A 22452-nucleotide genomic window follows, 5' to 3' on the forward strand; every position below is an offset into this window, starting at 1 on the left:
TTTTCAGTCGAGTGCCATCGCGGAACCGGCTTTGCCGGGCCGCAGGTGGCGCCCCCTTCAGGGGGAAGCGCCGAAGGCGCTTCGGGGGTGGTTGGTTTATTTGCGCTTCGGGGGTGATTGTTTCATTTTCAATAAAACATCTTTGGCAACCAGAGTACCAGCGAAGGGAAGTAGGTGATGATGCCAAGGCTCAGCAGCAAGGGCACCAGCCAGGGCAGGATGGCGATGGTGGTGCGCTCCACCGAAAGGTGGGCCACGCGCGCGAGCACAAACAGCACCATGCCCATGGGCGGATGCAAGAGGCCGATCATCAGGTTGAGCACCATCACCAGGCCGAAATGCACCGGGTCTATGCCCAGCTGCGCGGTGATGGGCAGCAGGATGGGCACCAGGATGGTGATGGCGGCGGTGGGCTCCAGGAAGCAGCCGACAAACAGCATCAGCAGGTTGGCCAGCAGCAGGAATACCCAGGGGCTTTGGGTAAAGCCCAGCACCCAGGAGGCGATCGCCGTGGTCACGCCGGTGGCCGTCAGCATCCAGCCGAAGATGGACGCGGCCGCCACGATGAAGAGCACGGTGGAGGTGGTCTCGACCGTGTCCAGGCAGACCTTGACGAACATCTTGAACTTCAGCGCCTTGTACCAGAAGAAACCCAGCACCATGGCCCAGACGCAGGCGGCGATCGCGCCTTCGGTGGGCGTGAACAGGCCGGTCGTCATGCCGCCTATCAGCAGCACCGGCGTCATGATGGGCAGCACGGCCTCGAATTTGAATATCTTGTCGAGCACGAACAAGGCAATGAGCCCGGCTATCACCGTGACCTGCGCCGGTGCACCGGCCTTTGCGATCAGCAGCCACAGCACCAGCGGCCAGGCCGCGACCACGCCCAGCTCGATCAGGGCCTTGCCCAGCTTGCTGGCCGAGAACTTGATGTCGGCGCCCCATTTATTCTTGTGGGCAAAGTAGGCCACCGTCAGCATCATCAGCACCGCCATCAGCAGGCCCGGTAGCAGGCCGGCCAGGAACAGCGCGCCTATCGATACATTGGCCATCATTCCGTAGATCACAAACGGCAGGCTGGGCGGGATGATGGGGCCCAGCGTGGCCGAAGCGGCCGTCACGCCGACCGCGAATTCCGACGAATAGCCGTGCTCTTTCATGGCCTTGATTTCGATGGTGCCCAGGCCGGCCGCGTCGGCGATCGCCGTGCCGCTCATGCCGGCGAAGATCACCGAGCCCAGCACGTTGACGTGGCCCAGTCCGCCCTTGAGCCAGCCCACCAGCGCCAGCGCGAAGTTGTAGATGCGCGTGGTGATGCCGGCGTTGTTCATCAGGTTGCCGGCCAGGATGAAGAAAGGCACGGCCAGCAGCGGGAAGCTGTCAATGCCCGACACCATGCGGTGTATGACGACAAAAGGCGGCAGGTTGCCGGTGACCAGGATGTACACCAGCGAGGCGCCTGCCATGGCGATGGCCACCGGGATGCCGGCGCCCATGAAGATCAGGAAGAATATTTTGAGCATGATGGTGAGGGGGCTTCGCGTTCAGCGGTCTTGCATGGTGGAGTCGGGACGTTCCAGCACGCTGTAGCCGCGCCGGTAGTGGATCAGGGCCACCTGCACCGAACGGAACAACATGGCGGCAAAGCCCAGCAGGCACAGGCCGTAGACGATGTTCATCGGCATGTCCACGATGGTCATGCGGGTCTGGTTGCCGATTTTTTCCATCATCTGGATGGTCATGAACACCGCCGCGCCGTAAAAGCCTATGCGCAGCACGTCCGTCACCGTGGACATCACGCGGCCCACTTTGGCCGACATGTGCCGGTAGAAAAAATCCACCTGGATGTGGTTGTTCTTGGCCACGCCTATGGCCGCACCGATGAAGACCACGGCGATCAGTTCATAACGCGCAATCTCCTCGGTCCACGCGGCCGAGTCGTTGAAGACGTAGCGCGTGATGAACTGGTACAGCACCGTGGCGCCCAGCACCCAGAAAAAAGCCAGTGCCACCCAGCCCTCGACGGTGACGGTGGACAGGTCCACCGCCTCGTCCTCGGTGTGGAATGAACCGTCGTCGCTGATGATTTTTTCACTCATCGTGTCTCCTTCATTTTTGTCTTTACAGCAGCGCCGGTAGTCGCCTGAAAAGCGTAGCGAGCGGTCCGAGGTCGCACTGAGAAGCGCAGCCGTACTCCGGTACGGCGAGCATCGCAAGTGCGAGATCGGATCGCGCAGTAGCTTTGCAGGCGGCTACCGCAGGTTGATGATGCGGTCGTAGTCGGCCTGGCGGTAGCCCTGGTCGGCCGGCGTGGTGTTCTTCAACACCGCGGCACGGAAGGCGTTCTTGTCGACCGTGATCACGTTGTTGCCCTTTTTCTTGAACTCTTCCACCAGCCGGGCTTCCGAGGCGATGATCTCGCGGCCGGTTTTTTCGGCGGCTTCGAGCATCACGTCGCTGAAGATCTTTTTCTCGTCGGCGCTGAGCTTGGCCCAGAGCTGGCCGGACACCACGGTCAGCAGCGAGTCCACGATGTGGCCGGTCAGCGAGATGTTCTTCTGCACTTCATAGAACTTTTTCGCCTCGATGGTGGGCAGCGGGTTCTCCTGCGCGTCCACCGTGCCGTTTTGCAGCGCCAGGTAGACCTCGGCAAAGGCAATCGGCGTCGGGTTGGCGCCCAGCGATTTCGGGAACGCCATGTAGGCCGGCGCGTCCGGCACGCGGATCTTCAGGCCCTTCATGTCTTCCGGCTTGGTAATCGGCCGCGCCGCGCTGGAGGTCACGTGGCGCGCGCCGTAGTAATTGAGCGCGGTGATGTGGTTGCCGCTTTTCTGGTCGTAGCCGGCGGCCAGTTCCTTGAACACGTCGCTCTTGGCGAACTTGAGCTGGTGCTCGGCGTCGCGGAAGATGAAGGGGAAATAACCGATCGCCAGCGGCGGGTAGGTGCGGCCGGCAAAACTCGCGCCGGTCAGGATGATGTCCACCGTGCCCAGGGTCAGGCCCTGGTTGATGTCGGCTTCCTTGCCCAGCGTGGAGGCCGGGAAGACCTGGATTTCGTACTTGCCGTTGGTGCGTTTCTTGATTTCATCGCCGGCCCAGACCGACCATTTGTGGAAGGGCTCCGAAGTCTCATAGACGTGGGCCCACTTGAGCTTGGTCTGTGCGGCGGCCAGGCCGGAAAAGCCCAAGGCTCCGGCCATCAGCGCGCAGGCGGCAAGGGTTTTGACGGCGAATCGTTTGTTGTGCAATGCGTTCATGTTTGTCTCCTCAAAGGGTGTTGCTGGCATCAAAGGAAAGCGGCGTACGCGCCAGCGCGCACGCCGTGAAGCCCTGCCTCAGTTCTTCAGGTTGAGCTTGGTGACGAGTTGCTTGAAGGTGTCGTTGTCATGCACCATCTGCGCCTTGAAGGCGGGGCCGTCGGCGTAGGCGTAACCCAGGTTGAGTTTGTCCATGACTTCGCGCATCACGGGCTCTTCGGCGGCTTTTTTGGTCATGGCGCGGATGTATTCGACGACTTCGGGCGGCGTGCCCTTGGCCACGCCCAGGCCGCGCCAGGTGCCGATGGAGAGGTCGACCTTGCGTTCCTTGAAGGTCGGCACATTCTCAAAACCCTTGACGCGCTGGTCGGCCATTACGCCGAGGATCTTCAGCTTGCCGGCGGCGACGTGCACGGCGACTTCGGCCGGGCTCACGCCCACGGCGTCCACATGGCCGCCCAGCAGGGCCAGCACGGCGGGGCCGGCGCCCTGGTAAGGGATGTGGTTGAACTTCGCGCCGGTTTTTTCTTCCAGCGAAGCGGCGGCCAGGTGCCAGATGGAACCGTTGCCGGCGTTGCCGACCTTCACGTCGCTGCCCGTCTTTTTGGCGGCGGCGAGGAAGTCCTCAATCGTGTTGTAGGGTGAGTCCGCGCGCACCGTGATGGCGGCCGGGTCGGCATTGAGGCGGGCGATGGGGATGAAGTCGTCCTGCGTGATCTTGGTGATGCCCATGTGCGGCAGGATGGTCACTTCGACGAAGAGCATGGCAATCTTGTAGCCGTCGGGCTTGCCGTTCGCCACGTCGGCCAGGCCGATGGCGCCGCTGGCGCCCGGCTTGTTGTAGACCACCAGCGGCTGCGTGGTGTATTTTTTGGCCGCCTCCGCATAGGCGCGCGCCAGCGAGTCGGTGCCGCCGCCGGGCTGGAAGGCCACCATCACTTCAATCGGTTTGTTCGGGTAGGCCTGCGCCCAGGCGCCGCCGCTGAGGCTGGTGAGCAGCAGCAGGGCTGTCGCCAGGCGCTTGGAGGTTTTCAGGAGGTTCATGCTTTTGTCTCGCTTTCTTTTTTGTAAGAGTCAGGGGTCAGGGTTGAGGGAAAGGGGAGGGTTATTTTTTGGCCGCCTTCGGCTGCTTGGCCTGGCGCCAGCTCACGCTGAAGCGTTTGTGCGACTGGTCCATGTGTTCGTGCATCGCGGCGCGCGCGGCGTCGGCGTCGTGGTTGCGCACCGCGTCCAGAATCGCCTGGTGCTCCGCAATGGCCGAGCGCCAGGAGTCCACGGTTTCAAAGTGGCCGCCCAGGCGTTCGAACAGCGGGCCGCGCCGCGAGTCCCAGAAGCGCTGTATGGTTTCAATCAGCACCACGTTGCCGCAGGACTCGACGATGGCGGTGTGGAACGCGCGGTCGCCTTCCAGCGGCAGCACGCCGCGGTCGGCATCGTGCTTCATGCTGGTGATGGCCTTGGCCATCGCGTCTATGTGTTTGCGCTTGGCCTGGGTCGCGGCCATGGCGGCGACCTCGCCTTCGACCACGCGGCGCGCGCGTATCAATTCCAGCGGGCCCCATTCGTCGGGCGAAATCTGTTCGGCCTGGCCATTTCCATGGCCGTCGTGGCTGGGCGGCTTGGTGCGGTCCAGCACATAGACACCGGAGCCGGTGCGCACCTCGACCCAGCCCTCCACTTCCATGGCGATCAGCGCCTCGCGCACCGAAGGCCGGCTCACGCCCAGCTGCCGCGCCAGGTCGCGCTCGGCCGGCAGGCGCGCGCCCACGGCCCATTCGCCGGCGGAGATCAGCGTGCGCAGCTGCTCGGCGATCTGGCGGTACAGGCGTTGCGGTTCGACGGTCTGCAGGGGCATTGTGGGAGGAGGCGGTGAAAGGCGGGAGGCTTAAGGGTTAGCCAGAATTGGACAAGTGGTCAGGCCAATTAATAATCCCATGAAACCCCCGGGCCAACATCCGGCAAAACCCTGTAGGAGCACTGATGAGACTTGAAGGAAAGAAAGCACTGGTCACGGCGGCGGGCCAGGGCATTGGGCGCGCCAGCGCGCTGGCGCTGGCGGCCGAGGGCGCGCAGGTCTGGGCCACCGATGTGAACGCCAAGCTGCTCGAAAGCTACAAGGGCGTGGCCAACATCACCGCGCTGCCGCTGGACGTGCTCGACAAGGCCGCCATTCACCAACTGGTGGGCAGCCTGCCGGCGCTGGACGTGTTGTTCAACTGCGCGGGTTTTGTGCACGGCGGCACGGCGCTGCAGGCCACCGATGAAGACCTCGAATTCGCCTTCCAGCTCAACGTGCGCGCGCAGTTCTGGATGATCCAGGCGGTGCTGCCCAGGATGCAGGCCAAAAAGGGCGGCAGCATCATCAACATGGCCAGCGTCTGCAGCAGCATCAAGGGCCTGCCCAACCGTTTTATCTACGGCACGACCAAGGCCGCGGTGATAGGCCTGACCAAAAGCATCGCGGCCGATTTTGTGGCCGACGGCGTGCGCTGCAACGCGATCTGTCCCGGCACCGTCGACACGCCTTCGCTGCAGGACCGCATCAACGCCAACGCCGACCCGGTGGAGGCGCGCAAGGCCTTCGTCGCGCGCCAGCCGCTGGGGCGCCTGGCCCAGGCGCATGAGATCGCACCGCTGGTGGTCTTCCTGGCCAGCGACGAATCCGCCTTTGTGACCGGCCAGGCCTACAACATCGACGGCGGCATCACCATATGAACCAGCTCGACCTCAAAGGGCGCCACGCGGTCATCACCGGTGGCGCCGTGGGGCTGGGCTTTGCGGTTGCCGAGCGGTTTCTCGCCTCGGGCGGCACGGTCACCTTGTGGGACATCAACCCCGAGGCGCTGGCCAAGGCCAAAGCCGCGCTGGGCGCCGGCGCGCACACCGTGGCCGTCGACGTCGCCAGCCATGCGAGCGTGGTCGAGGCGGTCAAACAAACGGTCGCCCACAACCCGGCCATCGACGCACTGGTCAACTCGGCCGGCATCACCGGCCCCAACGTCAAGCTCTGGGACTACCCGCCCGAGCAGTGGATGCAGGTGCAGCAGGTCAACCTCAACGGCCTGTTCTTCTGCTGCCGCGAAGTGGTGCCGCACATGCGTGCGCGCAACTACGGGCGCATCGTCAACATCGCCTCGGTCGCCGGCAAGGACGGCAACCCGAACGCCAGCGCCTACAGCGCCAGCAAGGCCGCGGTGATCGCGCTGACCAAATCGCTGGGCAAGGAACTCGCCGATACTGGCGTGCGCGTCAATTGCGTCACGCCGGCCGCGGTGAAAACGCCGATTTTTGAGCAGATGACACCCGAGTTCATCCAGTTCATGCTTTCTAAAATCCCCATGGGCCGCTTCGGCACGCCCGATGAGGTGGCCGCCATGGTCAGCTGGCTGTGCACCGAAGAGTGTTCTTTTTCCACCGGCGCCGTCTTCGACCTCTCCGGCGGCCGTTCAACGTATTAACTTTTAACCTGATTCATCCAAAGGAAAAACCATGAAACTCGTTCGTTATGGCAACCCCGGCAAGGAAAAGCCCGGCCTCATCGATGCCAACGGCAAGCTGCGCGACCTCAGCAGCGTCATCAAGGACATAGGCCCCGACCAGCTCAGCGACGCCGCGCTGGCCAAGCTCGGCAAGCTCAAAACCGACAAGCTGCCACTGGTCAAGGGCTCGCCGCGTTACGGCAGCCCCGTCACCGGCACGCGCAAGTTCATCGCCATCGGCCTGAACTACGCCGACCACGCCGCCGAATCCGGCCTGCCGATTCCGGCCGAGCCCGTCGTTTTCATGAAGGCCACCAGCTGCATCCAGGGCCCCAACGATCCCATCATGCTGCCCAAGAACTCGGTCAAGACCGACTGGGAAGTCGAGCTCGGCGTGGTCATCGGCAAGCAGGCCCGCTATGTTTCGCAAAAATCCGCGCTGGATTACGTGGCCGGCTACTGCACCATCAACGACGTCAGCGAACGCGAATTCCAGATCGAGCGCGGCGGCACCTGGGACAAGGGCAAAGGCTGCGACACCTTCGGCCCGCTGGGCCCCTGGCTGGTCACGCGCGACGAAGTGCCGAACCCGCAAAAACTGTCGATGTGGCTGGAAGTCAACGGCAAGCGCGTGCAGAACGGCAGCACAAAAACCATGATCTTCAGCGTCGCGAAAATCATCAGCTACGTGAGCCAGTTCATGACCCTGGAACCCGGCGACGTGATCACCACCGGCACACCACCCGGCGTAGGCCTGGGCATGAAGCCGCCGGTTTTCCTGAAGAAGGGCGACACGATGTCGCTGGGGATTGAGGGTTTGGGCGAGCAGCACCAGACTGTGGTGCCGTTCAAACTCATCAAATAAAGTCCCCACGCTCCCCCACTTTCGGGAGGCGTATTTCACCAGCGGGGGCCGCGGGTCCGGCTTCGCCGGCCCCAGGCGCCGCCCCCTTAAGGGGGGAACAGGCTACACGCAGTGAGCCTGGACGGGGGTTTACCCTATTAACGGTTAGAACTGGGTCCCTATAAGCGGGCACCCAACAACCCCGGCTTGCCCATGGTCATCAAAGTGTTGCAAAATAGAACGACCGTTCGTTTTATTTTGTAGCACCCATGCCCGTCACAGAACTTCCCGCCAAAGCCGCCCGCGCCCCCGTTGCGGGCAGCGCCGTGGCCAAAAGCCAGCAAAAAGGCCAGCAGACCAAGGCGGCGATTGTGGATGCAGCCCTGGGCCTGGCCACGCAGATCGGGCTGGAAGGCCTGAGCATAGGTGCGCTGGCCGAGGTCATGCGCATGAGCAAGTCCGGCGTGTTCGCCCATTTCGGCTCGCGCGAGGAGTTGCAGATTTCCGTGATCCGCGAATACCACGTGCGCTTTGAGGAAGAGGTCTTCTTCCCGGCCCTGCAGCAGCCGCGCGGACTGCCGCGCCTGGCGGCGCTGTTCCACAACTGGATGAAGCGCACTTCGCTGGAAATCGATTCGGGCTGCCTGTACATCAGCGGCGCCGTGGAATTCGACGACAGGCCGGGACCGGTGCGCGATGCGCTCGCGGGCTCGGTGCGCACCTGGCTGGCCGCCATGTACCGCGCCGTGGTGCAGGCCAAGGAGGCCGGGCACCTGCGGCTAGATGCCGACGAGCACCAGATGGCCTTTGAAATCCACGGCCTGATCCTGGCGCTGCATTACGAAGCCCGTTTCCTGAAGACGCCCGGTTCCATGGACCGCGCCAACACGGGCTTTGCCAACATCCTGGCGCGTTACGGCGATGGCGCCGCAACGGCCGCGTCATCCACTTCTTCTACCGCTTCGCCCAGAAAAGCTTCGGGCAAAGCCTCCACTTCCAAACCGGTTTAACGCTAAAGGACCCACCCACATGCCACAGTACAGCCCGCCCCTGCGCGACATGCAATTCGTCATGCACGAAGTGCTCAAGGTCACCGACGAATTCAAGGCCATCCCCAAGCATGCCGACGTCGACGTCGAAACCATCAACGCAGTGCTTGAAGAAGCCGGCAAGTTTGCCGCCGAAGTGACCTTCCCGCTGAACATCAGCGGCGACGAAGAGGGCTGCAAGCTCGACAAGACCACGCACGAAGTCACGCCGCCCAAAGGCTTCAAGGAAGCCTACGCGCAGTACGTCGAAGGCGGCTGGGCCGCGCTGAGCTGCGACCCGGAATATGGCGGCCAGGGCCTGCCGTTTGTGCTGAACCAGTGCCTGTACGAGATGCTGAATTCGGCCAACCAGGCCTGGACCATGTACCCCGGCCTGTCGCACGGCGCTTATGAAGCCCTGCACGCCCACGGCACCGACGAGCAGAAAAAGCTCTACCTGCCCAAGCTCACCAGCGGCGAATGGACCGGCACCATGTGCCTGACCGAGCCGCATTGCGGCACCGACCTGGGCCTGCTGCGAACCAAGGCCGAACCGCAGCCCGACGGCACCTACCGCCTGACCGGCAACAAGATCTTCATCAGCGCCGGTGAACACGACATGGCCCCCAACATCCTTCACCTGGTGCTGGCCCGCCTGCCGGACGCGCCCCAGGGCAGCAAGGGCATCAGCTTGTTCGCCGTGCCCAAGTTCAACGTCGGCAAGGACGGCGCCATCGGTTCGCGCAACGGCATCTACTGCGGCGGCCTGGAGCACAAGATGGGCATCCACGGCAACGCCACCGCGCAGATGGTGCTCGACGGCGCCGTCGGCACCATGGTGGGCGCGCCCAACAAGGGCCTGGCCGCGATGTTCGTGATGATGAACGCCGCGCGCCTGGGCGTGGGCAACCAGTCGCTGGGCCTGACCGAAGTGGCGTACCAGAATGCGCTGGCCTACGCCAAGGACCGCATCCAGATGCGTTCGCTGTCCGGCGTCAAGGCCAAGGACAAACCCGCCGACCCCATCATCGTGCACCCCGACGTGCGCAAGATGCTGCTGACGGCCAAAGCCTATGCCGAAGGCGGCCGCGCGCTGGCGATCTACTGCACGCTGCTGCTCGACAAGGAGCTGCACCACCCCGACGAGAAGGTGCGCAAGGACTCCGGCGAAATCGTCGCGCTGCTCACGCCCATCGTCAAGGCCTTCCTGACCGACAACGGCCACATCGCCACCAACGCCTGCATGCAGGTCTTCGGCGGCCACGGCTTCATCAAGGAATGGGGCATGGAGCAGTTCGTGCGCGACAACCGCATCAACATGATTTACGAAGGCACCAACACCATCCAGTCGCTGGATCTGCTGGGCCGCAAGGTGCTGGGCAACAACGGCGCAACGCTGAAGAAATTCGGCAAGCTGGTGGGCGCGCTGATCGCCGAGGAAGGCGTCAACGAGAAGATGGCCGAGTTCATCAACCCGCTGGCCTACCTGGCCGACCAGATGACCAAGTTCACCACCGAGCTGGGCTTCAAGGGCTTCCAGAACCCAGACGAAGTGGGCGCGGCGGCCGTCGACTACCTGCGCGTGGCGGGCCACCTGGTGTTCGGTTACTTCTGGGCGCTGATGGCGCAAACCGCGCTGCGCGAGATCGCCGCCGGCAACACCGACAAGTTCTACACGGGCAAGCTGCAGACCGCGCGTTTTTACTTTGCCAAGCTGTTCCCGGAAACCGCCACGCTGATGCGCACGGCGCGCGCCGGCAGCAAGTCGCTGATGGAAACCGACGACGCACTGGCCTAACGTTTTTTTCCACCAAACAAGGGGAGACACCATGAAACACCAACTGCTCGCACTGGCCCTGGGCCTGATAGCCATCCCTGCCTTGGCCCAGAACACGCCCGTCGGCCTCTGGCGCGGCTTCGACGAAAAAACCGGCGAGCCCAAGGTCGAGGTCCGCATTGCGGAGGCCGGCGGCGTGCTGAGCGGCAAGGTCGAAAAACGCCTGTCTGCCGGCGTCAAGCCCGACGACGTCTGCACCGAATGCACGGACGACCGCAAGGACAAGCCGCGGCTGGGCCTGGAGATCATCCGCGGCGCCAAGAAGTCGGCCGACGCCGACGTCTGGGAAGGCGGCAAGATCCTCGACCCCGAGAACGGCAAAAACTACACCCTCAAGATGACCCCGATTGAAGGCGGCAAGAAGATGGAAGTGCGCGGCTCCATCGGGCCCTTCGGACGCACCCAGACCTGGGTAAGAATTAACTGATTGAACACCCCGCCTGCGGCTCACTGCGTGTAGCCGCATCCCCCCTTGCAGGGGCGACAGCTGTGGCCCGGCGAAGCCGGTTCCACGCTGTCACTGGCTTGGGAGTTCAGGTGAGTATTCAACATCCGGAACGAAACAAGATACGCAACCCTTAAGGAACGAAACAGATGTCACGATTCCAAGTCAAAAAAGTCGCCGTGCTGGGCGCGGGCGTCATGGGCGCGCAGATCGCCGCCCACCTGGCCAACGTCAAGGTGCCGGTGATCCTGTTCGACCTGCCGGCCAAGGAAGGCCCGAAGAACGGCATCGTCATCAAGGCGGTCGAAGGCCTGAAGAAACTCAAGCCGGCACCGCTGGGCGTGCCCGAAGACGCGGCGCTGATCCAGCAGGCCAACTACGAAGAGAACATGGAGCTGCTCAAGGAATGCGACCTCATCATCGAGGCGATTGCCGAGCGCATGGACTGGAAGACCGACCTGTACCACAAGATCGCGCCCTTCATCGCCGAAGGCGCCATCGTCGCCAGCAACACCTCGGGCCTGTCCATCACCAAGCTCAGCGAGGCGCTGCCCGAATCCATCAAGCCGCGTTTCTGCGGCATCCACTTCTTCAACCCGCCGCGCTACATGACGCTGGTGGAACTCATCAACACGCCGACCACCGAACCCAAGGTGCTGGACGACCTGGAAGCCTTTGTCACCAGCGCACTCGGCAAGGGCGTGATACGCGCCCACGACACGCCCAACTTCATCGCCAACCGCGTCGGCATCGCCAGCATGCTGGCCACCATCAAGGAAGCCGAAGCCTTCAAGCTCACCTATGACGTGGTCGACGACCTGACCGGCAAGAAGCTGGGCCGCGCGAGCTCGGGCACCTTCCGCACCGCCGACGTGGTGGGCCTGGACACCATGGCCCACGTCATCAAGACGCTGCAGGACAACCTCGGCCCCGGCAAGGTGGAAGATCCGTTCTCCGACATCTACGGCACGCCGCCCGTGCTGGCCAAGCTGCTGGAATCCAAGAGCCTGGGCCAGAAGACCGGCGCTGGTTTCTACAAAAAACAGGGCCGTGACATCCTGCGCCTGGATCCGGAGAGCATGGACTACGTGCCGGCCGGCGCCAAGGCCGATGATGTCGTGGGCCGCATGCTCAAGAAGCCCGCGGGCGAGCGCCTCAAGCTCTTGCGCGAAGCCGAGGGTGCCGAAGCGCGTTTCCTCTGGGCCATCCTGCGCGACCAGTTCCATTACGCCGCCGTGCACCTCGAAAGCATTGCCGAAACCGCGCGCGACATCGACTTCGCGATGCGCTGGGGCTTTGGCGCCAAGCAGGGCCCCTTCGAGCTCTGGCAGCAGGCCGGCTGGAAGCAGGTCGCCACCTGGGTCCAGGAAGACATTGACGCCGGCAAGGCGCTGTCCAGGGCGCCGCTGCCCGAGTGGGTGTTCAAGGGCCCGGTGGCCGATGCCGGCGGCGTGCACACGCCCGAAGGCTCGTGGAGCGCTTCGGCCAAAAAATTCATCCCGCGCCGCAAGCTGCCGGTGTACGAGCGCCAGTTCTTCCCTGAAGACGTACTGGGCTCGAAGGCGCCCGCCTTTGAGACGGCCGGCACCACGCTGCATGAAGACGACGCGATCCGCCTCTGGACGCTGGGCGGCGCGAACGATGACGTGCTGATCGCCAGCATCAAGACCAAGATGCATGCCATCAGCCCCGACGTGGCCGAGGGTCTGGCCATGGGCGTGGACCTGGCCGAAAAAAGCTACAAGGGCATGGTCATCTGGTCCAACGACGAGATGTTCTCGGCCGGAGCCGACCTGCAGGCCATGCTGCCCGCCTTCATGATGGGCGGCGCCAAGGCGATCGAGGGCGCAGAGGCCGAACTGCAGAACGTGATGCTCAAGCTGCGTTACGCGGCCGTGCCCGTGGTGTCGGCGATTCGCGGCATCGCGCTGGGCGGCGGCTGCGAAATGGCGGTCTACTCGGCCAAACGTGTCGCCGCGATGGAAAGCTACATCGGCCTGGTCGAAGTCGGCGTGGGCCTGGTGCCCGGCGCCGGCGGCCTGACCTACATCGCGCGCCGCGCCGCCGAGAACGCAAGCACCTCGACCAACAAGGACATCCTGCCTTTCCTGACCGAAGGCTTCACCGCCGCAGCCATGGCCAAGGTGGGCACCAGCGCGATTGAAAGCCGCAAGATCGGCTACCTGCTGGACAGCGACGTGATCGTGCCGAACAAGGACGAACTGCTGTTCGTCGCGCTCAATGAGGCGCGCGCATTGTTCAACTCGGGCTACCGCGCGCCGCACAAGCGCCAGTTCCCCGTGGTCGGCCGTAGCGGCTGGGCCACCATCAAGGGCCAGCTGGTCAACATGCGCGACGGCGGCTTCATCAGCGCCCACGACTTCCACATCGCCGGGCTGATCGCCGGTGTGGTGTGCGGTGGTGACGTCGATGCGGGAACGCTGGTGACGGAAGAGTATTTGATGACGCTGGAGCGCAAGGCCTTCTGCTCGCTGCTCGAACATCCAAAGACCCAGGAACGCATCATGGGAATGATGAGCACGGGCAAGCCCGTCCGTAACTGATGGCCGACCACAAGCCCAACCGCCTTGAGCGGCAGCTGGAACGGCTCACCGAAGTGCCGGCCTTTGCGCGCCCCTGGTTCCGCAACGTGGTGCTGCGCCGCGCCGTGCCTTTCACCGGCACGGCAGGCCTGGAGTTCGTCGAGATGACGACGGGCCGGGTCGAGATAGGCATCAAGAACGAGAAGAAGGTGCAGAACCACATAGGCGGCGTGCACGCCTCGGCCATGAACCTGCTGGCGGAAACCGCCACCGGCATGGTGGTGGGCATGAACGTGCGCGACGACTGCATCCCGCTGGCCAAGGAACTGAAGATGGCGTTCAAAAAGCGCGCCACCGGCGCCCTGCGCGCCGTGGCCACGCTGAGCGACGAGCAGCGCGCGGCCATGCGGGCCAGCGACAAGGGTGAAGTCACCGTGCCGGTCACCGTGACCGATGAAGCCGGCGTGAACCCGGTGGAATGCGAATTTGTCTGGGCCTGGATTCCCTCCGGCCCGCGAAAAAGTTAACCGAGAAATTGAAGGAAACCATCATGGCCAAACAAGTCCAGGAAGCCTACATCGTCGCCGCCACGCGCACGCCCATTGGGCGCTCGCACAGGGGTTATTTCCGCAACACGCGGCCCGACGACCTGCTGGTCAAGGCGCTGCAGGCCGCGCTGGCGCAAGTGCCTTCGCTGGACCCCAAGGCGATTGAAGACATCATCTGCGGCTGCGCGATTCCCGAAGGGCCGCAGGGCCTGAACGTGGCGCGCATAGGCGCGGTGCTGGCCGGCCTGCCGACCAGCGTGGGCGGCATCACCGTGAACCGTTTCTGCGCTTCGGGCCTGTCGGCCATCCAGATGGCAGCCGACCGCATCCGCGTGGGCGAGGCCGACGTGATGCTTGCCGCCGGCACCGAGAGCATGAGCATGGTGCCGATGTCGGGCAACTCGCCTTCGCTGTCGCCCAACATGTTCCTCAACGACGAGAACGTCGGCATCGCCTACGGCATGGGCCTGACGGCCGAGAAGGTGGCCCAGCAGTGGAAGGTCTCGCGCGAGGCGCAGGACCAGTTCGCGCTGGAGTCTCACCTCAAGGCCATCAAGGCCCAGCAGGCCGGCGAGTTCAGCATGGAGATCACGCCGGTCGAAGTGACCGACCGCACGGCCAACCTGGAAACCGGCGAAGTCATCACCAAGACCCGCACCGTGAGCCTGGACGAAGGCCCGCGCCCCGACACCTCGCTCGAAGGCCTGGCCAAGCTCAAGACGGTGTTCGCCGCGCGCGGCTCGGTCACCGCCGGCAACAGCTCGCAGACCTCCGACGGCGCGGGCGCGCTGGTGCTGGCCAGCGAAAAAGCCGTCAAGCAGTTCGGCCTCAAGCCGCTCGCGCGTTTTGTGAGCTACGCCGCCAAGGGCGTGCCGCCTGAAATCATGGGCATTGGCCCCATCGAGGCGATTCCCGCGGCCCTGCGTTATGCCGGCCTCAAGCAGGAAGACATGGACTGGATCGAATTGAACGAGGCTTTTGCCGCGCAGTCGCTGGCTGTCATCAACACGCTCAAGCTGGATCCGGCCAAAGTCAACCGCATGGGCGGCGCGATCGCGCTGGGCCATCCGCTGGGGGCCACCGGTGCGATCCGGGCTGCGACGGTGATTCACGCGCTGCACAGGCACCAGCTCAAATACGGCATGGTGACCATGTGTGTGGGCATGGGGCAAGGCGCCGCAGGAATTTTTGAACGCGTGTGAGGGGCTACTGCGCGGGCGATCTGCGGCGTTGGTCCGGTGCTCCCCATCCTCACGTACCTGAAGTACGTTCCGGTGGGTCCGCTCCGTCCGCCTTGCATCTCATCCCGCTCGCTACGCCCTTGAGGCCGTAGTGTTCGAGTCAGTGAAGACAGTGACAACTGATCAACGATTGGAGGCATGCAATGCAAATCCAGACACTCGATACCGGCACCGCCCAGCTCTCGCTGCGTGTCTATGACGCCACCTTGGCTTCCCACACCAGTGTGGTGATAGGCGGGGCCATGGGCGTGCGGCAGCATTTCTATGCGCCGTTCGCGCAGTGGTTGTCGAGCCAGGGTTTTCGCGTCACCACCTTTGACTACCGCGGCTCGGGCGACTCCTTGCCGGGCACGGCCAACGGCAGCCTGCGCGGCTTTAAGGCCGACCTGCTCGACTGGGCCGGCGACTATGAAGCCGTGGTCGATGCCGCCAAGGCGGCTTTGCCGGATGCGCCGCTGTATTTGCTGGGCCACAGCCTGGGTGCGCAACTGCCGGGCTTCCTCAAGAACCAGGACAAGATTGCCGGCCTCGTCAGCATCGCGGCGGGCAGCGGTTACTGGCGCGACAACGCGCCGCAGCTCAGGCGCATGATCCTGTACTTCTGGTATGTGCTGGTGCCGCCTGCGACGCGGCTCTTTGGCTACTTCCCGGGCCGCAAGCTGCGCAAGGTCGGCGACCTGCCGGCCGGCGTGATGATGCAGTGGCGCAAGTGGTGTTTGAACCCGCAGTACAGCGTGGGCGCCGAGGGCGAAAGCGCGCGCCTGAGTTACGGCCGGGTCAGCTTCCCGGTCACGGCCTTGTCCATCACGGACGACGAGCTGATGACCTGGCGCGGCACGCAAAACCTGATCAACCTGTATGCCAACGCGCCGCGCACGTTTGAGCGCATCGCGCCGGCCGACCTGCAGGTCAAGCGCATAGGCCATTTCGGTTTCTTCCGCGAGCAGTTCAACAACACCCTCTGGCCGCACGTCCAGAAAATCATCGAAGGCATGGCCGGCGTCGCGAAGACGGCAGCCTGAAACGGCAACCATGACGACCTTGCATCCCTTTGACCAGGCGCTCAGGCTTGAAGCCGCCGGCGCCGACAGGCCGGGTACGTGGCTGGGGCACAGCAGCCCCGATTACTGGAACATGGTGGGACCCTTCGGCGGCACCACGGCGGCCACGGCGCTGCGCGCCATCCTGCTGCACCCGGCACTGCTGGGCGAGCCGGTGGCGCTGACCGTCAACTACGCGGCCGCCCTGGCCGAAGGGCCGTTCAGCGTGACGGCAAAGCCGGTGCGCACCAACCGCTCGACCCAGCACTGGACGGTGGCGCTGTCGCAGGACGATGCCAACGGCGATGCCGGCGTGGTGATGACGGCCACCGCCGTCACGGCCGTGCGCCGCGAGACCTGGAGCGTCAACGACACGCCCATGCCCGCGGTGGCTTTGGCGGATGCCTCGGAGCGTTTGCACTTTGCCGCCGTGGCCTGGACCAACCGCTACGACATGCGGCCGGTGCGCGGCATGGTCCCGCAGGTGTGGGACGGCAGCGGCGTGGACAGCCTCACGCAGCTGTGGGTGCGCGACGACCCGCCGCGCCCGCTGGACTTCCCGGCGCTGGCGGCCATGGCCGACGTGTTCTACCCGCGCGTCTGGCTGCGCCGCGCCACGCGCGTGCCGGCCGGCACGGTGTCCATCACGACCTACTTCCATGCGGACAGCCGGCAGCTCGCGGAATGCGGCGAGGGCTTTCTGCTGGGCCAGGCGAAGGCCAACGCCTTTCGCAACGGCTTTTTCGACCAGAGCGCGCAGCTGTGGAGCGAGGCCGGCGTGCTGTTGGTAACCAGCACACAGATCGTCTATTACAAGGAATGAGACACTTGAGGCCTTGACGTCTCGACGGAAAACACCATGAACACCCCCACCCCCATTTCCACCGGCAGCATCCCCGAAATCCTGAGCCATGTCGATGCCGGCGTGATGACCATCACGCTGAACCGTGTCGCCAAGAAAAATTCCATCACGGCCGCGATGTACGGCGCGATGGCCGACGCGCTCGAATCGGCCAACCATGATGCCGCGGTGCGCGTGGTGGTGATCCAGGGCCACGAAACGATTTTTTCGGCCGGCAACGACATCGCCGACTTCCTGGAAAAGCCGCCCGCCACGCCCGACTCACCGGTGTTCCGCTTTCTGCGCGGCATCAGCAGCTTTCCCAAGCCGCTGGTGGCGGCCGTGTGCGGCCCCGCCGTCGGCATAGGCACGACGCTGCTGCTGCACTGCGACCTGGTTTACGCGGGCGACAACGCCGCCTTCTCCATGCCCTTCGTCAACCTGGGCCTGTGCCCCGAGGCGGCCTCCAGCTTCCTGGTGCCGCAGCTCATGGGCTACCCGCGCGCGGCCGAGGCGCTGCTGCTGGGCGAACCCTTCATGGCCGAGACGGCGCTCGAGATCGGCCTGATCAACCGCATCGTCCCGCCCAGTGAAGCCAACGCACTGGCGCAACGCCAGGCGCAAAAGCTGGTCGCCAAACCGCTGAGCGCGCTGATGGAAACCAAGCGCCTCATGAAAAAAGGCAACGCCACCCTCGTGGCCGAACGCATGGCCGAAGAGGGCGTGAGCTTTGGCCGCATGCTGGGCGAGCCGGCCGCCCGCGAAGCTTTCACCGCGTTTGTCGAGAAGCGCCGGCCGGACTTCACCGCAGTCTGAGCATTGAGCTTCGTGCTCCTTCCCCCTTTGGGGGAAGGCTGGGATGGGGCCCTCGGCCTGATGTGGGGCCGCGATGCACCGCACGCTGCGAGCCCCCATCCCTACCTTCCCCCAGCGGGGGAAGGAGTAAGCCCGACAGTCTTGACGGGCAGGCGATCACCGTCTACAAAGCATGGTCGCCGGCAATATGCCTGCCGGCACTGATGGAGAACGCACGATGTTGAAGACCTGCCAGGGCAGCTGCCACTGCGGCGCCGTGAAGATTGAAGCCGATCTCGACCTGACCCAGCCGACCTATCGCTGCAATTGCTCGATCTGCAGACGGACGCGCTTTTGGGCGGCCGTCGCCATGCCCGAGGCTTTCCGGCTGCTGGCGGGAGAAGCAGATTTGACGCAATACCTTTTCAACACGCGCAAGAACCACCACTACTTCTGCAGGCATTGCGGCGTCCGCGTCTTCGGCGTCGGCAACGACACCCCTGTGGGAAAGATGTACGGCGTCAACGTCATGTGCCTGGACGGCATCTCCGACGAAGAGCTTGCGCGCATTCCCATCGTCTATGCGGACGGCCGCGCCGACAACTGGCAAAACGCGCCCGCGGTGTTTGCGCACCTGTAAAGCAGGCGCTTGAATTTCCTGCTCCTTCCCCCACCGGGGGAGGAGTCATAGCAAGCTAAATTTCGAAACGTATGCCTTGCGCCAGCGGCAGGCTTGACCCGTAATTGACCGTGTTGGTCGCGCGGCGCATATAGGCCTTCCAGGCATCCGATCCCGACTCGCGGCCGCCGCCGGTTTCTTTCTCGCCGCCGAAGGCGCCGCCTATTTCCGCGCCGCTGGTGCCTATGTTGACGTTGGCGATGCCGCAGTCGGAGCCGCGTGCCGAGGTGAAAATCTCGGCTTCGCGCAGGTCCTGCGTGAAGACGGCCGACGACAAACCGTGCACCACGGCGTTGTTCATTGCGATCGCGTCCTCAAAATTGTCGTAAGGCACGACGTAGAGGATGGGCGCGAAGGTCTCGTGCAGCATGGGGCCGGCTTGCTCTTTCAGTTCCACGATGGCGGGGCGCACATAGTGGGCCGAACCTTCGCCGGGTTGTTTGTCGCCAAAGTGCACTTTGGCGCCCAGCTTCTTCGCCTCGGCCAGCGCCGATTGCATGGCCTCGAAGGCGCGGCCGTCGATCAACGGGCCGACCAGCGTGCCGTCCTTGAGCGGGTTGCCTATGGGCAGGCGTTCAAAGACGGCCACCAGGCGCTTCACGAGCTCCGCGTAGATGGAGCGGTGCACGACCAAGCGGCGCAGGCTGGTGCAGCGCTGGCCGGCGGTGCCGGCCGCTGCGAAGGCCGCGCCGCGCACCACGAGTTCCAGATTGGCCGAGGGGCAGACGATGGCCGCGTTGTTGCCGCCCAATTCGAGCAGCGAGCGTTTGAACAGGCCCGCGCAGGCGACCGCCACATTTTTTCCCATGGCGGTGGAGCCGGTCGCGCTGACCAGTTTCACATGCGGGTGCTTCACCATCGCTTCGCCGGTGGCGCGTTCGCCGACCAGCAGCTCGCTGAGGCCCTGCGTCGCCAGGCCCAGGTCTTTGGCCGTCTGCAGCAGCAGGCCGTTGAGCGCAATCGCCGACAGCGGGGTTTTTTCCGAAGGCTTCCAGGCCAGCGTGTTGCCGCAGACCAGGGCCAACGCGGCGTTCCAGGCGAACACCGCCATCGGAAAGTTGAAGGCCGAGATGATGCCGACCACGCCCACGGGGTGCCAGGTTTCCAGCAGCTTGTGGTCGGGGCGCTCGCTCGCAATCGTCAGGCCGTACAACTGGCGCGACAGGCCCACCGCGAATTCGCAGATGTCGATGACCTCCTGCACTTCGCCCAGTCCTTCCTGGAAAATCTTGCCGGTTTCCAGCGAGATCAGCTGGCCCAGTTCGGTCTTGTGGCGGCGCACCGTTTCGCCGAAGGCGCGCACCAGTTCGCCGCGCTTGGGTGCCGGTACGTTGCGCCATTCAAGAAAGCGCTGGTGCGCGGCGTTGAGCGAGGCGTCCACCTCGGCGGCGCTGTGCACGGCCACGCGGGCCAGGCGGCTGCCGTCAATCGGTGTGGTGACTTCGATGGCGGCGCCCGCCTTGCTGTCCAGTTCGGCGCTGAGGCCCAGGGCCTTGAAGATCGATGAAACGTCGTTGGCGTGACTCATGGTGAAGTCCTTTCGTGGTGTGTCCTGAAATCAGTGTGCTGTGGCGAGGCTGCGCAGGCCGCGGCCCAGGCGCTCGGCGCCTTGGCGCAGCGCCTCTGGTGCGGGGTTGGCAAAACTCAGGCGCAGCCAGGGCTGCGCGGCACCGCTGATGCTGAAGGCGGCGCCCGGCACCACCAGCACCTGGTGCTGCAGGCCGAAGTCCACCCAGGCCTGCGTGGGCAGCAGGGGCAGGGCGCTGGAGAGCTTCGCCCAGATGAACATGCCGCCCTGTGGTTCGTCGAATTCGAGCAGGCCGCAGTGCGCGCGCAGCGCTTCGGCCAGCGCCCTGCCTTTCGCGGCATAAGCCGGGCGCAGCGCATCCAGGTGCGCGCCCAGGCGGCCCGAGGCCAGCATGGCGGCCAGCGTCAGCTGTTCCAGCGAGCCGCTGTGCACGTCGGCCGCCTGCTTGGCCAGCACCACGCCGCGCGCGATGCCGGCCGGCGCGAGCAGCACGCCCAGTCGCAGCGCCGGGGCCACCACCTTGGAGTAACTGGTCATGTAGGCGACCTGCGCGGGCGAGCCGGCCTGCTGGTTCAGCTGCGCGAGCGAAGGCGGCGGCGCCGCGTCAAACCAGAGTTCGCCATAAGGGTCGTCCTCGATCAGCGTGACACCGTATTGCGCGGCCAGGTCCAGCAGGCGCAGGCGGCGCCCCACCGGCATCACGGCGCCGGTCGGGTTGGCGAAGTTGGGCACGACGTACAGCATGCGCGGGCGTTCTGCCTGCAGGATGGCCTCCAGCCGGTCCACGTCCATGCCTTGCGCGTCAGTCGGCACTTCCACGAGGCGCGCGCCCGCGAAGCGAAAGGCCTGCAACGCAGCCGGGTAGTTGAAGGACTCCACCGCCACGCCTTCGCCGGGCTCGACCAGCACGCGCGCGAGCAGATCTATGGCCTGTTGCGAACCGGTGGTGATCAGCAAACCCTCCGCCTGCGCCGCAAGCCCGCGTTGTTGCAGCAGCGCCGCGCTGGCTTCACGCAGCGCGGCCAGGCCTTCGGTGGCGCCGTATTGCAGGCTACGGCCTTGCAACTGGCCGGCCACTTCCAGCAGCGACTCGCGCAGCCAGTCGGCCGGCAGCAGCGCCGGGTCGGGATGGCCGCCCGCGAGGGACACCATGCCCTCGCGGCCGGCCAGCGCCAGCATGGCGCGTATCGGCGAGCCGCTGGCCTGCGCGTAGAGCGGGCGCAGCGGCCCGCGCGCGGCCGTCATGCGCGGGCGGCGGTCATGCCGAAAATGCCGGTGGCATTGCCGGCGTCAAAGGCCAGGTCCAGGCGCGGCTGCACCGGGTCGTTGGCCGCGCTGTCCTTTTGCAGTTCGTCGCGCGTGATGAATTCGTAGAAGGAGCCGGGCACTTCGCGCCACACGCGGCCCTGGTCGGTGATGAAGTCGCGCTGCACGCCGGCCGCCCGAAACGCGGTCTGGCGCACGCGGCCGCTGGCGGACACCTCCACCTTGTCCTTGATGGGCCGGCCCAGCGCGCGCTGGCGTTCGGCCACGGCATCGACGTCGTCCACGCGGTCGGTCGCGTGGTTGAAGGCATTGCCTTCGGTGGAGATCCAGGCCATCTCGGCCGATTCGGCCAGCAGCAGCTCGTAGTCGTCCATCGCGAACACGCCGTGCTGGCGGTCAAAGCACTGCAGCAGCTGCGGCAGCAGGCGCAGCGCCTGTGCCAGGGGCAGCGTACCGTCGCGCGTGAGCTGTTCCAGGTCGGCGACGTCCTGCGGGCCCAGCGGGTCGCGCGAGCTGGCCAGCACGCGCGTGACGGCGGACTGGAAGGGCGCGGAGAACTGCTCGGGGTGCAGCTCCGAGACAAAGAACTGCGCAATCTCTTCGGGGAAATCGCGGTGGCTGTAGGCCCGGCCCGTCATCTTCAGGCGCGGCAACGGGTAGGTGCCCTGCAGCTCAAAACCCAAGGGGCGCAGCACGCGCGTGAAGGCCGCCTCGCCGGGCGGCAGGGCGCCGCTGGCCCAGCGCACGGTGCGCAGCGCGCCGTGGTCGAACACCACCTTGCGCCCCTGGCCCACCACGTCGCTCGCGATGTAGTCCTGTCCGGCCGGCACGCGCTGCACCAGGCCGTGAAACAGCGCCATGTTCAGCGCCTGGGCCAGTTCCGCGCGGGTCACGATGCCCGAGGCGGCCTGCTGCAGGGCGGGATGGACGTACATCTGCTCATGGATGGTGTTAACGGCTTCGGGGGGAAGGCAGCCGGCGAGCAGCTTCTGGAGGTGGGTCATTTCGGGGTGTATTTTGGGCGGAGGAAGGCTGGATTTTCGGCAATATCAGTGCCTCGCACAAAGGATCAATTTCGATG

At 64.9% G+C, this 22452-nt stretch carries 21 protein-coding genes; 13 read left to right on the top strand and 8 right to left on the bottom strand.

Features of this window, described 5'->3' with window-relative positions; translation table 11 throughout:
* Positions 1 to 128 precede the first annotated feature (128 nt).
* The 5 genes from ACLV74_RS02885 to ACLV74_RS02905 all read right to left on the bottom strand — a co-directional run bounded on the left by ACLV74_RS02885 (position 129) and on the right by ACLV74_RS02905 (position 5112).
* Positions 129 to 1523 (bottom strand): TRAP transporter large permease, encoded by a 1395-nt coding sequence (locus ACLV74_RS02885; RefSeq protein ID WP_411877862.1) that lies wholly within the window; start codon positions 1521 to 1523, stop codon positions 129 to 131.
* A gap of 21 nt (positions 1524 to 1544) precedes the next feature.
* Positions 1545 to 2099 (bottom strand): TRAP transporter small permease, encoded by a 555-nt coding sequence (locus tag ACLV74_RS02890; RefSeq protein ID WP_411877863.1) that lies wholly within the window; start codon positions 2097 to 2099, stop codon positions 1545 to 1547.
* Positions 2100 to 2252: 153 nt separating this feature from the next.
* Positions 2253 to 3257 (bottom strand): sialic acid TRAP transporter substrate-binding protein SiaP, encoded by a 1005-nt coding sequence (locus tag ACLV74_RS02895; RefSeq protein WP_411877864.1) that lies wholly within the window; start codon positions 3255 to 3257, stop codon positions 2253 to 2255.
* 78 nt (positions 3258 to 3335) lie between these two features.
* Positions 3336 to 4301, bottom strand: a complete 966-nt coding sequence (locus ACLV74_RS02900; protein ID WP_411877865.1) for a tripartite tricarboxylate transporter substrate binding protein — start codon at positions 4299 to 4301, stop codon at positions 3336 to 3338.
* Between the two features lie 61 nt (positions 4302 to 4362).
* Positions 4363 to 5112 carry a FadR/GntR family transcriptional regulator gene (locus ACLV74_RS02905; protein ID WP_411877866.1) on the bottom strand — a complete coding sequence of 250 codons (750 nt, stop codon included), beginning with the start codon at positions 5110 to 5112 and terminating at the stop codon, positions 4363 to 4365.
* 125 nt (positions 5113 to 5237) lie between these two features.
* Between ACLV74_RS02905 and ACLV74_RS02910 the strand changes: the two genes are divergently transcribed.
* The 13 genes from ACLV74_RS02910 (at position 5238) to ACLV74_RS02970 (ending at position 18538) form a co-directional block, all read left to right on the top strand.
* The gene (locus tag ACLV74_RS02910; RefSeq protein WP_411877867.1) at positions 5238 to 5972 is read left to right on the top strand and encodes an SDR family oxidoreductase; all 735 of its coding nucleotides are present in this window, start codon (positions 5238 to 5240) and stop codon (positions 5970 to 5972) included.
* Positions 5969 to 6715: an SDR family NAD(P)-dependent oxidoreductase gene (locus tag ACLV74_RS02915; protein ID WP_411877868.1), complete on the top strand. Its 747-nt coding sequence runs from the start codon at positions 5969 to 5971 to the stop codon at positions 6713 to 6715. The genes ACLV74_RS02910 and ACLV74_RS02915 overlap by 4 nt, the downstream gene beginning before the upstream one ends.
* A gap of 31 nt (positions 6716 to 6746) precedes the next feature.
* Positions 6747 to 7601, top strand: coding sequence for a fumarylacetoacetate hydrolase family protein (locus ACLV74_RS02920; RefSeq protein ID WP_411877869.1), 855 nt, complete (start codon positions 6747 to 6749; stop codon positions 7599 to 7601).
* A gap of 248 nt (positions 7602 to 7849) precedes the next feature.
* The gene (locus ACLV74_RS02925) at positions 7850 to 8590 is read left to right on the top strand and encodes a TetR/AcrR family transcriptional regulator (RefSeq protein ID WP_411877870.1); all 741 of its coding nucleotides are present in this window, start codon (positions 7850 to 7852) and stop codon (positions 8588 to 8590) included.
* A gap of 19 nt (positions 8591 to 8609) precedes the next feature.
* Positions 8610 to 10406 (top strand): acyl-CoA dehydrogenase C-terminal domain-containing protein, encoded by a 1797-nt coding sequence (locus tag ACLV74_RS02930; protein ID WP_411877871.1) that lies wholly within the window; start codon positions 8610 to 8612, stop codon positions 10404 to 10406.
* Positions 10407 to 10437: 31 nt separating this feature from the next.
* A complete protein-coding gene (locus ACLV74_RS02935; RefSeq protein ID WP_411877872.1) occupies positions 10438 to 10872 on the top strand; it encodes a DUF2147 domain-containing protein in 435 nt (144 codons plus the stop codon).
* 167 nt (positions 10873 to 11039) lie between these two features.
* Complete coding sequence (locus tag ACLV74_RS02940; RefSeq protein WP_411877873.1) at positions 11040 to 13454, top strand: 3-hydroxyacyl-CoA dehydrogenase/enoyl-CoA hydratase family protein; 2415 nt, start codon at positions 11040 to 11042, stop codon at positions 13452 to 13454.
* On the top strand, positions 13454 to 13960 hold the full coding sequence (locus ACLV74_RS02945) for a DUF4442 domain-containing protein (protein WP_411877874.1): 507 nt from the start codon (positions 13454 to 13456) through the stop codon (positions 13958 to 13960). The genes ACLV74_RS02940 and ACLV74_RS02945 overlap by 1 nt, the downstream gene beginning before the upstream one ends.
* 23 nt (positions 13961 to 13983) lie before the next feature.
* On the top strand, positions 13984 to 15183 hold the full coding sequence (locus ACLV74_RS02950; RefSeq protein WP_411877875.1) for an acetyl-CoA C-acyltransferase: 1200 nt from the start codon (positions 13984 to 13986) through the stop codon (positions 15181 to 15183).
* Between the two features lie 182 nt (positions 15184 to 15365).
* Positions 15366 to 16244 carry an alpha/beta fold hydrolase gene (locus ACLV74_RS02955; RefSeq protein WP_411877876.1) on the top strand — a complete coding sequence of 293 codons (879 nt, stop codon included), beginning with the start codon at positions 15366 to 15368 and terminating at the stop codon, positions 16242 to 16244.
* 10 nt (positions 16245 to 16254) lie between these two features.
* Entirely contained in the window at positions 16255 to 17085 is an 831-nt protein-coding gene (locus ACLV74_RS02960; RefSeq protein WP_411877877.1) for an acyl-CoA thioesterase, read from the top strand.
* A 36-nt stretch (positions 17086 to 17121) separates the two neighbouring features.
* Positions 17122 to 17919, top strand: coding sequence for an enoyl-CoA hydratase (locus ACLV74_RS02965; protein WP_411877878.1), 798 nt, complete (start codon positions 17122 to 17124; stop codon positions 17917 to 17919).
* A 217-nt stretch (positions 17920 to 18136) separates the two neighbouring features.
* On the top strand, positions 18137 to 18538 hold the full coding sequence (locus tag ACLV74_RS02970) for a GFA family protein (protein WP_411877879.1): 402 nt from the start codon (positions 18137 to 18139) through the stop codon (positions 18536 to 18538).
* A gap of 55 nt (positions 18539 to 18593) precedes the next feature.
* On the opposite strand, the gene ACLV74_RS02975 is transcribed toward ACLV74_RS02970, so the two are convergent.
* Genes ACLV74_RS02975 through ACLV74_RS02985 form a run of 3 tightly spaced genes read right to left on the bottom strand, consistent with a single transcriptional unit; the run spans position 18594 to position 22375 of the window.
* Positions 18594 to 20105 carry an aldehyde dehydrogenase family protein gene (locus ACLV74_RS02975; protein ID WP_411877880.1) on the bottom strand — a complete coding sequence of 504 codons (1512 nt, stop codon included), beginning with the start codon at positions 20103 to 20105 and terminating at the stop codon, positions 18594 to 18596.
* Positions 20106 to 20135: 30 nt separating this feature from the next.
* A complete protein-coding gene (locus ACLV74_RS02980) occupies positions 20136 to 21350 on the bottom strand; it encodes a PLP-dependent aminotransferase family protein (RefSeq protein ID WP_411877881.1) in 1215 nt (404 codons plus the stop codon).
* Complete coding sequence (locus tag ACLV74_RS02985) at positions 21347 to 22375, bottom strand: DUF1338 domain-containing protein (RefSeq protein WP_411877882.1); 1029 nt, start codon at positions 22373 to 22375, stop codon at positions 21347 to 21349. Before ACLV74_RS02985 ends, ACLV74_RS02980 begins: the two co-directional genes overlap by 4 nt.
* Positions 22376 to 22452: the final 77 nt, after the last annotated feature.

Source organism: Polaromonas sp. YR568 (assembly GCF_943369415.1).
Taxonomy (GTDB): Bacteria; Pseudomonadota; Gammaproteobacteria; order Burkholderiales; family Burkholderiaceae_C; genus Polaromonas.